This window comes from Streptomyces atriruber, from assembly GCF_001418325.1.
Taxonomy (GTDB): domain Bacteria; phylum Actinomycetota; class Actinomycetes; order Streptomycetales; family Streptomycetaceae; genus Streptomyces; species Streptomyces atriruber.
In genome coordinates, this window is record NZ_LIPN01000236.1 from 1 (window position 1) to 13317 (window position 13317).

Annotated in this window: 17 protein-coding genes and 1 pseudogene; 15 read left to right on the plus strand and 3 right to left on the minus strand. The window is 69.9% G+C overall.

The genetic code is table 11. From position 1 onward, the window contains the following. Positions 1-497: pseudogene (locus AOK03_RS23975) on the minus strand (hypothetical protein); the annotation flags it as partial. Between the two features lie 441 nt (positions 498-938). Between AOK03_RS23975 and AOK03_RS23980 the strand changes: the two are divergent. The 15 genes from AOK03_RS23980 (at position 939) to AOK03_RS24050 (ending at position 12573) form a co-directional block, all read left to right on the plus strand. Beyond that, a complete protein-coding gene (locus AOK03_RS23980; protein ID WP_055567406.1) occupies positions 939-1661 on the plus strand; it encodes a hypothetical protein in 723 nt (240 codons plus the stop codon). 17 nt (positions 1662-1678) lie between these two features. Further along, positions 1679-2515, plus strand: coding sequence for a hypothetical protein (locus tag AOK03_RS23985; RefSeq protein WP_055567407.1), 837 nt, complete (start codon positions 1679-1681; stop codon positions 2513-2515). Then, positions 2512-3822 carry a TadA family conjugal transfer-associated ATPase gene (locus tag AOK03_RS23990; RefSeq protein WP_055567408.1) on the plus strand — a complete coding sequence of 437 codons (1311 nt, stop codon included), beginning with the start codon at positions 2512-2514 and terminating at the stop codon, positions 3820-3822. The genes AOK03_RS23985 and AOK03_RS23990 overlap by 4 nt, the downstream gene beginning before the upstream one ends. Before the next feature lie 7 nt (positions 3823-3829). Then, positions 3830-4861 (plus strand): type II secretion system F family protein, encoded by a 1032-nt coding sequence (locus AOK03_RS23995; protein WP_055567409.1) that lies wholly within the window; start codon positions 3830-3832, stop codon positions 4859-4861. Next, positions 4858-5787, plus strand: coding sequence for a type II secretion system F family protein (locus AOK03_RS24000; protein ID WP_055567410.1), 930 nt, complete (start codon positions 4858-4860; stop codon positions 5785-5787). Before AOK03_RS23995 ends, AOK03_RS24000 begins: the two co-directional genes overlap by 4 nt. Before the next feature lie 115 nt (positions 5788-5902). Beyond that, positions 5903-6148: a hypothetical protein gene (locus tag AOK03_RS24005; RefSeq protein ID WP_055567411.1), complete on the plus strand. Its 246-nt coding sequence runs from the start codon at positions 5903-5905 to the stop codon at positions 6146-6148. A 169-nt stretch (positions 6149-6317) separates the two neighbouring features. After that, positions 6318-6695 carry a TadE family protein gene (locus AOK03_RS24010; RefSeq protein ID WP_341845823.1) on the plus strand — a complete coding sequence of 126 codons (378 nt, stop codon included), beginning with the start codon at positions 6318-6320 and terminating at the stop codon, positions 6693-6695. Further along, positions 6695-7147, plus strand: coding sequence for a TadE/TadG family type IV pilus assembly protein (locus AOK03_RS24015; RefSeq protein ID WP_055567413.1), 453 nt, complete (start codon positions 6695-6697; stop codon positions 7145-7147). Before AOK03_RS24010 ends, AOK03_RS24015 begins: the two co-directional genes overlap by 1 nt. After that, positions 7144-7614, plus strand: coding sequence for a pilus assembly protein TadG-related protein (locus AOK03_RS24020; RefSeq protein WP_244177718.1), 471 nt, complete (start codon positions 7144-7146; stop codon positions 7612-7614). The genes AOK03_RS24015 and AOK03_RS24020 overlap by 4 nt, the downstream gene beginning before the upstream one ends. A gap of 159 nt (positions 7615-7773) precedes the next feature. After that, positions 7774-8415, plus strand: a complete 642-nt coding sequence (locus AOK03_RS24025) for a hypothetical protein (protein WP_063792558.1) — start codon at positions 7774-7776, stop codon at positions 8413-8415. Beyond that, the gene (locus AOK03_RS24030) at positions 8403-9419 is read left to right on the plus strand and encodes a hypothetical protein (RefSeq protein ID WP_063792559.1); all 1017 of its coding nucleotides are present in this window, start codon (positions 8403-8405) and stop codon (positions 9417-9419) included. Before AOK03_RS24025 ends, AOK03_RS24030 begins: the two co-directional genes overlap by 13 nt. Before the next feature lie 33 nt (positions 9420-9452). Then, positions 9453-9797 (plus strand): hypothetical protein, encoded by a 345-nt coding sequence (locus tag AOK03_RS24035; RefSeq protein ID WP_055567415.1) that lies wholly within the window; start codon positions 9453-9455, stop codon positions 9795-9797. After that, positions 9794-11146 (plus strand): hypothetical protein, encoded by a 1353-nt coding sequence (locus AOK03_RS24040; RefSeq protein ID WP_055567416.1) that lies wholly within the window; start codon positions 9794-9796, stop codon positions 11144-11146. Before AOK03_RS24035 ends, AOK03_RS24040 begins: the two co-directional genes overlap by 4 nt. Positions 11147-11237: 91 nt before the next feature. Then, positions 11238-11834, plus strand: a complete 597-nt coding sequence (locus AOK03_RS24045; RefSeq protein WP_055567417.1) for a hypothetical protein — start codon at positions 11238-11240, stop codon at positions 11832-11834. A gap of 25 nt (positions 11835-11859) precedes the next feature. Continuing rightward, positions 11860-12573: a hypothetical protein gene (locus AOK03_RS24050; RefSeq protein ID WP_055567418.1), complete on the plus strand. Its 714-nt coding sequence runs from the start codon at positions 11860-11862 to the stop codon at positions 12571-12573. 53 nt (positions 12574-12626) lie between these two features. Here the strand turns inward: AOK03_RS24050 and AOK03_RS24055 are convergent, their stop codons facing one another. Continuing rightward, complete coding sequence (locus AOK03_RS24055; protein ID WP_055567419.1) at positions 12627-12974, minus strand: hypothetical protein; 348 nt, start codon at positions 12972-12974, stop codon at positions 12627-12629. A gap of 77 nt (positions 12975-13051) precedes the next feature. Beyond that, positions 13052-13317, minus strand: a 266-nt coding sequence (locus AOK03_RS24060; protein WP_157869058.1) for a hypothetical protein, incomplete at its 5' end; no start/stop codon positions are given.

A 13317-nucleotide genomic window follows, 5' to 3' on the forward strand; every position in this document is an offset into this window, starting at 1 on the left:
AGATGTGTATGAGAGAAAGCGTTCCCGCTGTCCGAGCGCCCCACCAGCCAGTCCGGCACATGCGTCACCGGCGCCCCGTGCGCCTGCGCGGCCCCGATCACCTCGCGGTAGCCCGCCAGGAGCGGGTGCAGCAACTCCCGCTTCCAGCGCCGCCACACCAGCGCCCAGAGCCAGACCGTCAGGCCGAGGAGGAGGGCCGCCGGGCCGAGCCGGGCCGCCGGGGGCTGGTCCGCCAGGGCGGGGACCGCCGGTGAGAGCAGCGGCCAGCAGATGCCCGCGACGGCCGTCAGCCCGCCCAGCCAGCCGGGGGCGCTGTTCCCCGCCCCGCGGACCGCCTTCCGGCGCTCCCGCAGGAGGTCCGTCGTCGCCGCGTCGTCCGTGTAGTCGAAGCCGTGCCGGGCGCCGATGCCCCGGACGGCCGCCAGAAGTCGCGGATCCGCGGCCAGAGTTGCGTGGGTTATGGGGAGGAGTGAGGGGTGTTCCGTGGGGGTTCCCATGGCGGCGTCGTGTCCCTTCGCGAGTGCGGCGGAAAGTAGTGCATGGGGGTGGAACCGGCCGGGCCCCCTGGGGCGTCCCCCTTGGGGCTGACGGATCATGGCACAGGGGGTTCCACGGGCATCCGCACGGGCCTTCGTGCGGAGTTCGCGCCCGCCGCCCAGAGTTCGCGTATGCATACATAAGTCGCCTCCCGAGACCCGGGAGCGGCATGGGGGCTGCGGCGGAACCGTGGAGCACGGATTGCGCGTGGATAACGATGACGGCTGTGAGGTTCGCGATCTTTAACGCGCCTTGAGGGGCTTATGTGCTGCTGATACGGTGCGATGACTTGACACTGGGCCTGTGGCTGAATAGCCGGTCCGAGACCGGGTGGGAAACCCGCGAGTGTCATGGATGACGAAATTTGACCGAATCTTCTTGGGTGTGCGGGGAGCAGTTGCGTGAAGATCCAGGAGCGTACGGGGGCGGGCAACAACCGTTCCGCCGCGCCGGCTCAGCCAGCGGTCGGTGAGCGCCTTCCCGCGCCGCCTCGCGAGCGCAAACCGGCACTTGCCGCACTGGCCGTTCTCCTCATCCTCGTCGGAGCCCTCGGCGCCACCGTGCTCGTGCTGCGCGCCGGTGACCGGATCGAGGTCGTGCGGGTGACCGAGCCGATCTCCGCGGGCGAAGCCGCCGTCGAAGGCAAGAACATCACCGGAGTGATGGTCGCCGAGGACGCCGCCATCAACTACGTGAAGTGGGAGCAGCGCGGCGTCCTGTCGAAGCTCAAGGCGAAGAGCGACATCCCCAAGGGAGCCGTCGCCGTCGGTGAGATGTTCGCCAAGAAGACGGGGCTGCCCGCCGGGAAGGCGTCCGTGGGCCTCTCCCTCAAGGAGGGCCAGTACCCCTCCGACATCAAGGTCGGCGACACCGTCTCCGTCTTCCCCGTCGTCTCGGGCACCTCGACCGGCAAGGGTTCGAGCGGCGGCAGCAGCTCCACGAGCGGCACGCCCCTCGTCGCCGACGCCAAGGTGAACACGATCGCGGCCAAGAGCGACGCCACCGTGAGCACCGGCAACCTGAACATCACCCTCGTCGTCCCGCAGGAGGAGGTCGCGGCTCTGGCGAGCGCGGCGTCCGAGGGCAAGGCCGTCGTCGCCCGCGTCTCCGACGACGACAACTAGAGGCGAGTACAAGAGACATGGCGCTCATCGCTCTCGCCGCCGACAAGGGTTCGCCCGGCGTCACCACCGCAGCAGTCGCGCTCGCCGCCGTCTGGCCGCGCCGCGTCCTCGTGGCGGAGACCGACCCGGCAGGCGGCGACCTGGTCTACCGCAGTGCCGCCGCGCACGGCGGCCCGCTCAACCCCAACACCGGCATGCTCTCCATCGCGGCCACCGCCCGCCGCGGCCTGGTGCCCGACCAACTCTGGGACCACACCCAGCCGTTGAGCGGCGGCCTGGAGGTGCTCGTCGGCCTCGGCATCGCCGAGCAGGCCGCCGGCCTCGCCGGGCTCTGGCCGACCCTCGGCCGCGCCTTCTCACAGCTCGCCGACTCCCCGAACGCGCCCGCCGACGTGATAGCGGACTGCGGCCGGATCAGCGGTGACGGCCCGGCCGTCGAGCTGTTCCCGCACGCCGCGCTCGTGCTCCTCGTCTCGCGCACCGAGCCCGAGGCCATCGCGCGCGTCCGCGACCGCGCCGCGGCCCTCGCCACCAAGCTGCACGGCGGCCCGCGCGGCGCGGCGTCCCTGGCGCAGCCCCTCATCGGCGTACTCCTGATCGCGGACCCGGCGACCTCCGCCAAGCTCGTCCACCAGGTCAACGACATGCTGATGGCCGCGCAGACCGGCGCACGCGTCGTCGGCACCCTCGCCGACGACCCCGCGGGCGCCGACCAGCTGGCCGGGCGCCGCCGCGGCCGGCTCGACAAGTCGCTGCTCATCCGCTCCGCGCGCAAGGTGACCGTCGACCTGTACCAGCAGTACGGCGCCGCCTGGACCAACCCCGTCGCGCAGCAGCCCGGGACGGGCCGATGAGCGCACCCGTCGATCACCAGCTCGTCAAGCGGTTCCGGCAGGACGCCGGTGACCGCATCGCCGAGCAGCGCCGCCTCGACCAGGTCTCCGGCGTCACCCCGATGTCGGGCGAGGACGAGCGGCACTACGCCCGCGCCGTCATCGCGCAGATCCTCGAGGAGTACGCGCGCACGGAGATCAACGCCGGGCGCACCCCTCTCGACGCGGAGACCGAGGAGCAGTACGCGGCCGCCGTGCACGCCGCGCTCTTCGGCGTCGGACGGCTCCAGCCGCTGCTCGACGACCCCGAGGTCGAGAACATCGACATCAACGGCTGCGACCAGGTCTTCGTCGGATTCGCCGACGGCCGCGAGGCCAAGGCCGACCCGGTGGCCGAGACCGACGAGGAGCTCGTCGAGCTCATCCAGGTCCTCGGCGCCTACTCGGGCCTGTCGTCCCGCCCCTTCGACTCCGCGAACCCGCAGCTCGACCTGCGCCTGCCCGACGGCTCGCGTCTGTCGGCCGTCATGGACGTCACGCGCCGCCCCGCGCTCTCCATCCGCCGCGCCCGCATGGGCAAGGTCTTCATGTCGGACCTGGTCGGCAACGGCACGCTCACGCCCGAGATCGGCCACTTTCTGGCCTGCGCCGTCCGGGCCCGCAAGAACATCATGATCGCGGGCGCGACGAACGCCGGAAAGACGACGCTCCTGCGCGCCCTCGCCAACGAGATCCCGCCGCACGAGCGCCTCGTCACCGTCGAGCGCGCCCTGGAGCTCGGCCTCGACACCTTCGCCGACCTGCACCCCAACGTCGTCGCCTTCGAGGAGCGCCTGCCCAACTCCGAGGGCCAGGGCGAGATCTCGATGGCGGAACTGGTCCGCCGTTCCCTGCGCATGAACCCTTCCCGGGTCATCGTCGGTGAGGTCCTCGGCGACGAGATCGTGACCATGCTCAACGCGATGTCGCAGGGCAACGACGGCTCGCTCTCCACGATCCACGCCAACAGCTCCAGCGAGGTGTTCAACCGCATCTCGACGTACGCGCTGCAGGCCTCGGAACGCCTCCCCATCGAGGCGAGCCAGATGCTCGTCGCGGGAGCGGTCAACTTCGTCGTCTTCATCCAGCGGCGCAACAACTACCAGTCCGGCGGCAAGCTCCAGCGCATGGTGACCTCGGTCCGCGAGGTCAACGGCGTCGACGGGCGCGTCCTGTCCAGCGAGGTCTTCGCGGAGGCCCCCGACGGACGGGTCGTCGCGCACGCGCCGATCGCCTGCATGGACGACCTGGCCGCGTTCGGCTACCGCCCCGCCGGGCAATGGGGGTGAGCACGACATGAACTCACTGGGCTCCATGGGCGGCGTCTTCTCGCTGCCCGTCCTGTACGCACTGGGCTGCGGCGTCGCCGCGGGCGGCGGCCTCGCGCTGCTCGCCGTCGCCATCCGCGGCCTGCCCGCCAAGCCCGCGCACGAGAAGCACCGGGCGAGCGAGCGCGCGAGCGAACTGGTCCGCTTCGTGGGCCGGCGCGGCTCCGCGGCCATCGGCGTGGGCCTGGTCGTCCTGCTCCTCACCCGCTGGGCGGTGGCGGGCATCGCCGCTGGCATCCTCGTCTTCTTCTGGGACAAGCTCTTCGGCGGTGCGGCCGAGGAGCGCGCGCAGATGAAGCGCGTCGAGGCGCTCGCCGCCTGGACGGAGTCGCTGCGCGACACCATCGCGGGCGCGGTCGGCCTGGAACAGGCGATCCCCGCGTCCGCGCGGGCCGCGGCCCCGGTGCTCCGGCCGCACCTGGACGCGCTCGTGGACCGCCTCCGGGCGCGCACCCCGCTTCCCGAGGCCCTCCAGGTCCTCGCCGACGAGATCGACGACGCCTCGGCGGACATCATCGTCGCGGCCCTGATCCTCAACGCCAAGCTGCGCGGCCCCGGCCTGCGCCAGGTCCTCGGCGCGCTCGCCAAGTCCGCGCGCGAGGAGGTCGACATGCGCCAGCGCGTCATGGCGCAGCGCGCCTCGACCCGTCGCTCGGTGCAGATCGTGGTCGCCGTCTCCATCGCCTTCGTGCTCGGCCTGTCCATCTTCAACCGCGAGTTCGTCGAGCCGTACGGCACGCCCGTCGGCCAGCTCGTGCTCGCCATGGTCTGCGCGCTGTTCGCCCTGGGCTTCTGGTGGCTGCGGAAGCTGTCGACGGTGGAGACGCCGGACCGCTTCCTGGTCAAGGACGAGCCGGGCGTGCAGTTCGTACGTCCGCGGGGTCCCGGCGGCGCGCCCGTGCCCGGCGGCCCCGAGCAGGCCCCGCAGTTCGGCCGCCCGGGAACCGCCCAGCAGTCCCTGCCGGGCTACTCCAACCCGTCCGAGGGGGTACGTCGATGAGCCTGACGATGCCGGTACTGATCGGCGCGATCCTCGGCCTCGGCGTCTTCGCCCTCGTTCGCGCCCTGATGCCGTCGAAGCGCAGCGCGGTCGCGACCGTCGCCCGCATCGACGCGATGCGGGCGCGCGGCGCGGCGTACGAGTCGCACCGGGCCACCGCGGACACGGAGAGCCCCGGCCGGTTCGGCACGATGCGCGGCCGCGTGGGCCAGCGGGTCGCCGAGTTCTACCTCCAGCAGGGCTGGGAACAGCGGTCGCTCCGGGCCGACCTGGCGGTCCTCGACCGCAGCTGGGAGAAGTTCCTGGCCACGAAGGTCCTGCTCGCCGCGGCCGGCGTGTTCTTCGGACCGTTCCTCTTCGCCATCATCTGGACGCTCGGCGTCGGCCGCAGCCCGATCATCCCGGTGTGGCTCGCGCTGATGTTCGGCGTGCTCTTCTTCTTCCTGCCGGACCTGGAAGTACGCAGGGACGCGGCAGAAAAGCGGCGCGACCTGCGCCGCGTCATCGGCGCCTATCTGGACCTGGTGTCGATGAGCCTCGCGGGCGGCCGTGGCCTCCCCGAGGCGCTCATGGCGGCGGCGGAAGTCTCCGACGGATGGGCGACGCAACGCATCCGGAGCGCTCTGGCCGATGCCCGCATCACCGGCGTCAGCCAGTGGCAGGCCCTCGGCTCGCTCGGCGAGGAACTGGGCGTCGAAGAGCTGAAGGACCTGTCGGCGTCCCTGGCGCTGGTGGCGGACGACGGCGCGAAGGTTCGCGAGTCCCTCGCCTCCCGCGCGGAGACGATGCGACACCGCGAACTGGCCGAGATCGAGGGCAGTGCGGGCGAGAAATCCCAGTCGATGCTGGTCGCGCAGCTGCTTCTGTGCGCGGGCTTCCTGGTCTTCCTCATCTTCCCGGCGGCGATGCGCGTGTTCCAGGTCTAGCGACAGCGGCCCTACGACGGCAGCGGCCGCGGACAACAGCGGCCCTACGACGACGGTGCCGGAGCAAACGGGGCCCGGCACCACTCCCCCCACCAAACCGAGAGGACTACTCATCATGAACGGACGGAACTTCAGTCACCCGGCTGTCGACTTCCTCGTGACCTTCCTGAAGGGCCGCGTGCAGCGCGCCCGCTCCGGCGAACTGGACCGCGGTGCGTCCGCGGTCGAGTGGGTCATCATCTCGGCGGTCGTCGTGGCGATCGTGGGCGTGGTGGCCGCGGTCATCAACGCGGCGCTGAAGGGCGGCGCGGACAAGGTCAGCGACTGCATCAAGGGCGCGGACGCCGGCAGCACCTGCTGACGCCCGACTTCCTACTGTTCGCGGCATCGTGAAAGGCGACGGGGTTCGAGTGCGGGGATCGCGGGAATCGCGCGGGTCGCGCGAATCGCGGGGATTGCGCGGATCGCGGAGATTGCGCGGGTTCGTACGCCGCAGGGTGGAGGCCGCCTCCACCCGCGGCGAATCCGGCATGACCGCGATCGAGTTCGTGCTGCTCACTCCCGTGCTGTTCTTCATGATCTTCGCGACGGTGCAGTTCGCGCTGTACTTCTTCGCGGACCACGTCGCCCAGGCGGCGGCGCAGGCGGGCGCGCGCAAGGCGCGTGCCACGGCCGACGAGAACGCCGGCGGCTGGCGGGGCGAGGCACGTGACGTGGCCGACGCGTACATCCGCCAGCTCGGTCCGAAGCTGGTGCTCGGCCCGGACGTGAAGACGATCCAGCCGGAGCAGAACACGGTCGGCGTGGAGATCACGGCGCGGGTCCCCTCGGTCTTCCCGGGCCTGGACCTGGACGTGCACGCGGAGTCGTCGGGACCGGTGGAACGTTTCGTGGAGGACAACGGCTGATGCGGAACTCCCGCCTGGCGGCGGCCCGGTGCCTCCGTCGGCTCCGCTGCCTCCGCCACGACCGAGGCCTCTCCACCGTCGAAGTGGTGATCCTCGCCCCGGTGATGATCCTCTTCATCCTGGTCCTGGTGGCCTTCGGCCAGCTCGTCGACGGCCGTGGCGCCATCGACGGCGCGGCGCGCGACGCCGCACGCGCGGGGTCCATCCAGAAGGAACACGGCACGGCGATGGCGGAAGCCCGCAAGGCGGCGCGGGCGGACCTGGCCGACGTCTGCTCGGGCCCGGTCTCCGTCGTCCAGAAGAGCGACGGATTCGACGAAGAGGTCGACCCGTTCTTCACCGTCGAAGTCAGCTGTGAGGTCCGGGGACTCGCCATGCTCGGCCTGGACATCCCGACGACGCTGGAGGCCACCTTCAGCTCGCCGCTGGACCCGTACCGGAGGTCGGCGTGAACCGCGCTCCCGCCGTGGCCGCACGCGCCTGGCTCGCGTCCCGCCGCGCCCACCTCGACGACCGGGGCTCGGGCGCGGGCGCGGTCATCATCTTCGCGATCGTCTTCCTGGCGCTCTCGGCCTTCGTCATCGACGGCGGCCTCTCCATCTCCAAACGGGAACGCGCCGCGGACATCGCGGAACAGGCCGCCCGCTACGCCGCACAGGACCTCGACCTCGAGGGCATCTACGAGGGCGTCAAGGGCGCCCCCATCAACTACGAGAACTGCGCGGCCCGAGTAAGAGCCTACGTAGAAGAGGCAGGCCTCCAGGGCGCGGACGTCTCCAACACCCACTGCGTGACAGCGAACGCGCAACAGGTCGAGGTCGAGGTCCAGATGACCTACAGCCCGGTGTTCACCGGGATGTTCTACGGCGGGGACGTGACGGTGAAGGGGCGCGCTGTGGCGGAGAACGAGGTCGGCTGAGGCCACGCGCCCGGCCCACCACGATCCGAACACCGGCATGACGCCCCGCCCGTCAGCCCGACTCATCCGACTTTCACTCCGCCGGGGCGCGATCCGGCGGTGACCTCCGCAGGCAGAGGCCGGTTTATCTGCTGTCGCCCCTGCCGGAGGTATATGCCCATGCGTACGAGACCGACGTGCCCGCTCATGGTTGTCGCGGCGGCCGTGCTGCTGTTGTCCGGATGCGGTGAGGAGGCGGCCGACGGGCCCGACGTGATCGCGGGCGCGGCGTCCGAGCACGCGGCCGCTCCGCCGACATCGGCGCCGGCCGCTGAAATCAAGCGGCCCACCGTCACACTGCCCGGCGATATGAAGAACACCTTCGAGGGCCCCAGGACCGGGAACGCCGTGAAGGACGCGGTGCTGGCCGACACCGAGCGCCGGATCGGCAGCATCGACCAGGCGATCAGCAGCGGCGACATGAAGCACTCGGGACTGGCCTTCTACTCGACCGACGAGGCACTCACCGCCGCCTACCGCTACACCAAGGCGTTTCTGGACAGGGCCGACACCTGGACCGGCACGGTGCGGTACTTCGACCGCGAGGTGACGTATCTGAAGGGCGCCACGGCGACCTCGACGTACTGTGTCGACGAGAGCAGGGCCTTCGTCAAGCACCGCAGGACCGGAAAGACCGAGCGCAACGCGGCGTCCGCCCGCTCCTTCGTCGCATACGAGACCGATCTGGTGCGCAACGGCGACGGCGTTTGGCAGACCACATCGGTGACGGCGGAGCGCGGGGCGGCCGCATGCCGACCGTGACTCCGGGCTGCGCCGTGGCGGCGATCTGCCTGGCCGCGCTGCTCGTGTCACCGCTGAACGCCCGCGCGGACTTCAGCTCCCCGGCCCCCGAGACCCACGAGGCTTCGGCCCGGACGGGCGGGCAGAGCATCGCCTCGAAGGTCGCTTTCACGATCAGAGGGGCTGCCGGGACCAAGAGCCCCGGAACCCTGACTCCCACCACCACGTGGACCCCGCCACCTTGTTGGTACGAGCCCTACTGGAAGGCCCGTGACTTCAAGAAGTTCATGCAGGCCAAGTGGCTCATGCACTCCGCCGCCGGAGGCGACGGCGCGGAACTGGCCTCCGACCAGGCGCGTCTGAACGGCGGACACCCGTACAAGGACTTCAACGTCGCCAAGAACGACGATGGCATGTGGTGGACCGCGATCGACAACACCACGCTCGCCGGGGACGCCACCGCCACGGAGTGCACGCGCGATCCCTTCTGGGTCGACAAGGGCGATGTTCCGGATGTCCCCCGGGCCATCAGCCCCGAGATGCTCGCAGGCCTCGCCTATCAGGAGACGCAGGTGCCGGGCACCGATGTGTCCATGGCTCCCGGGGGCGGTACGAAGGTCGGTCTGCCGACCTGGATCTGGCTGGACCGGGCCGAGCCCAAGGCGGTCTCAGCCACAGCGAGGCTGCCCGAGGCCGGTCTCTGGGCGACTGCCACGGCGGAGCCCGTGAGCCTTCGGGTCGACCCCGGTACGAGTGAGGCCGAGACGTATCCGGCATCGGGCGAGTGCGTCATCGAGGGCGGTTCCATCGGTGAGCCCTACGCCAGGGGCAAGGCCCGTGAGACCCCTCCCTGTGGGGTCCGGTACCTCCGTGCCTCGGGTGACGCGTCGTACGAACTCGGGGCCACCCTCACCTGGCGGATGTCGTGGAAGGGCTCCGGCGGCACGTCCGGGGACCTGCCGGACGGGGCTTTCGGCACAGGGCGGGCCATTGCCGTGCAGGAGATCCAGGCCGTCAACCGCTGACCACCCCCACGGACGAACGGAGCTACGTACCCCATGGCCGCCACATTGCAGGTCGACGGCGACGAACTGGACCGCTTCATGCGGCTGCTGAACAGGTCGACCACGTCTCTCAAGGGGCTCCGCAAGGCCCTCGCCGACGCCACCACCAGCGGGCTCGGGACCGATGACCTGGACCGGGCCTGCGAGGAATTCCAGGACGAGTGGAAGTACGGGGCGGAGCAGATCGGCAAGCAGACCGAGGACCTCGCGAAGATCATCGGTAAGAGCAAGGACAGTTACCGCGAGGTCGACAAGGCGCTGGAGGAAGCCATGAAGAAGGCCGAAGCGAAGGCGCGGAGCAAGAGCGAAGGCGGAGTCGGCAGGGGAGGTGCGAAGTGACCTACACACCCGGCGCCGAGAGGCAGCCGTTCGCCGATTCACCGGCTCGTCGCAACGGCCCGCTGCCCCAGGGCCTGAAGTCCTCGCCGGAGATCCCGAACCCGGACTGCCCCGATCTCGGCTTCGACCCGGCTCCCGGCGACCCGGACTCGGTGAAGGCACTCCACAAGAAGCTGACCGACTGCGCCAAGGTCCTCGACGACACCCATGAAGTAGTGACGAAGCTGATGGACGGCAGCTACTGGGAGGGCGACGCGGCGGTCGCCTTCCGTGAGCAGTTGGAGGACGGCCGACTGCCGAAGGACCTGCGGAACGCGATGAATTCGCTGTCCAAGGCGGCCCGGCAGCTGAATCGCTGGCACGGCGAGCTCGAAGACTTCCAGACCCGTGCGAAACGTCTGGACGCCGAGGCGAGGGACGCGCGGCGCGCCTTGGAGAAGGCGCAGGGAAAGGCCGACACCGCGGGCAAGGACCCCGACCTGGACAAGGACGGCGGCCGGCAGGACGACGCGAAGCACGCCCTGACGCGGGCCAACGCGCGGGTGGACGACGCTCAGGCGGAGCTGGACCGGGTTCTGGGCAAGGCGCGGGACCTTGCGTACGAGCACGAGGAGAAGGCCGGGCGTCGGGCGAGCAAGATCCGTGACGCAACGGACAAGCTGGCTCCGCACGAGCCGGGCTGGTTCGACACGGCGATGGACTGGGTCGAGGAGAACCTCCCCGACATCCTCGCGGCAGTCGCCGGTGTCGTCGGGCTCGTGGCGATCATCTTCGCGGGGCCGCTCGGGGCGGCGATGGTGGCCGCGCTGTTGTTGGCGTCCTCCGCTCTGAGCGCAGGCGCGCTGGGGGCGAGGCTCGCCGATCCCGGAGTGCGCGCGTCACTGTGGGACGGACTCACGAAAGGTGAGTTGGATGCCGACTTCTGGAGTAATGCGGTGTCCGTGGGGGCGGACGCGGCCGGAGTGCTCCCGGCGTTGGGGGCTGTCGTAAAGGGCGGCAGGGAGGCTGTTCATACCGTGCGAACCACTACCGAAGTGCTGAGCCCGGGGCAGAAGATGGCCGCCCTCGGGACCCACACCATGGACCAGGCCCAAACGATCTCCGGAATGAAGAATCCTCTGGTCGAACGCATGGTGCGTGCTGCGAGTGATCCTGAGAAGGCAGCTGAAAGGGTCTCCGCCGCCTCGAGCGCGGTGGGCGTGGGCACCGGAGGATTCGGTCTGGTCGACAGTCTTGTGGATTCGGAGGACGACGGAATCAAGGACGGTGCGGTCGCCGGGATCGACGGAGCACGGCTCGGGCTCGACAACGGCGGAATCCTGAATCTGGCCCGCCATGCCTTCTGCTGAACGTCCGCACGGAAAGAGCGTCTTCATGAACCCGTCCGGCTACGCCACAGCTTGGGACCACCCACAAACCCGACGTGCATGGGGTCGGCACATGGCCCTGAATGTGCTGGGGTTCATCGGCTGGATCGGCGGCTGGATCGTGCTTCTCGGCATCTCCACCCGCACACCCGACTGGGTGGTGTGGATCTTCATGCCGTACTTCATCTACGGGTCCTATCGAGTCGTGGTGCAGGCGCGCTACTTCCCGGCCGCTCTGCGGATGCTGCGCATCCTGCGCACCTACCCCTGGCAGGTCCTGCGCGGCGTCCCGAACGGCCTGACCAAGCACCCCGACGTGTTGGGCAGCCAGTACGGATGGTTCGAGCTGCCCAACCCCGCTTCCCCCGGACAGCAGCTGCCGTTGGTGTTCGGTCAGCACCTGCGCGTGGAGTGGTGGAGCCGCCGCATGGCTCCCCGCGCCAAGCCCGTGTTGAAGGCACAGATCGAGGTGGTGTGGTTCGCCGGCGATCCCCGCTTCGTCGGACTCATCGCCGCCCCCACCCGAGACTGCCGGGCTCCACGGCGCCTGCAGGTCCTGCAGCAGCAGATGGGCACGGACGGAGGGCGCCGCGACTTCGCCGAGTGGGGTGCCACCCCCGAGGACATCGAACGTGGCCGGCGCGTCGGCATCCGCCCAGCTAGGCCCTGATCAACTCCGGGAAGAGGCACTCTTCGTGAGCACCCCCTATTCCGCCTACTCCTTCACGTTCCACGACTCGGCCATGAACCCGCACGCCGACATCTGGTTCGCCGAGCCCCCGGGCTTCACCGCGATCCCTCTCCACTCCCGGTCGGACCCCCAGGGCTCTCCGGCCCACGGAGAGTTGCGCGCCGCCCTCGGACCGTTGCTGGAGTCGGCGCCGGACGACCGGTGTCGGCAGTTGCTCATCGGCCGCTTCGCCGCTGGGCAGCAACTGCTGGCGGCACTCGGTGAGGTCGGCACCGTCCACTGTTCCATCGGACTGCATCGCGACGACGGAGGCGACGATGCCGGGTCCGGGTGGGGTGGCGGGGGAGCCGAGGGGCAGGCTCTGCTTTCCCTGTTCACCGTCTCCTGGCGGGACATCGCCGTCGCCCCGCCCGCCGTCACCGCCGCTCGTGCCGTCACCTCCGGCGAGCAGTTCCCGCACGTCCGTATTGAGTACCTCGATGACCTGCTCTGCGGTCCGGCGACCCTCAGCGAGACCGTCCGCACACCGGTAGACGGCAGTGGGCTGCCGCGACGGCCCCTCCTCCAGGTGCACGCCCATCTTCCGCACCCGGAGGGCAAGCGCCTGGCTGTTCTCACGCTGAGTACGACGGCGGCTCATCGGCGTGAGTCGTACCGGCTGCTGCTTCGGCAGATCGCCGAGCTGGTCAGCTTCGAGAGTCCTGTGGCGGCTTCGTGAGTTCTGATGGCGGGCTATGGCCTATGCCTATGGCTCTGGTGCGGTCCTAGCGGCTACTTGGCGTTGTCCTTGCCCTTGCCGCCTTTGCCCTCGTTCGCCTTCACCGCATCGTTGATCTTCTTGGTCAGGTCGTCTTCCAGCTTCTTGAACTCGTGGACCACCGCGTCGGAGAGGTCCGCGAGTTGGTCCAGCTGTTGGCCGATGTCCTCGCGGCCGTCCTCCCAGTTGGACTCGAAGTCCTCCAGGGAGTCGTAGACGCCGCCGTCGCCGATGTCGTCCTTGTAGGACTCGAAGGTCTTCTTCGTGCGGTTCATGCGGTCCTTGATGGAGCGCAGTCTGCCGCCGTAGTCCTCCAGGTCGGTGAGTGGGATCGTGAGGTCACTCTTGCCCTTGCTGCCCATTGCTGCTGTCCCCTCCCGGAGTTTGTTCCGTCAGTGCCGTTCGGCTGGGGTGAGTTCGGCCGTCACGAAACCCGTCGTCACTGTTCGGTCCGCTCGCCTACGCCCCATAGCGTCACCTCGATCTCCGCCGGCCGGTCGTCGTTCTCCTCCAGGTCCATCTGGAGCACGTAACTCAGCGACTCCGTGACCGCCACGAAACCGTTTCCGTCCGCCACGGCCAGGGGCTCCGAGGACTCCGCGACCCATTGCGGGGCCGCGCATGCGATGCCCATGGAGCGGTAGTTGCCGAAGAGGATCAGGAGGCGGGGGGCGGACGCCGGTGCCGGGATCGGGGTCGGGCGAG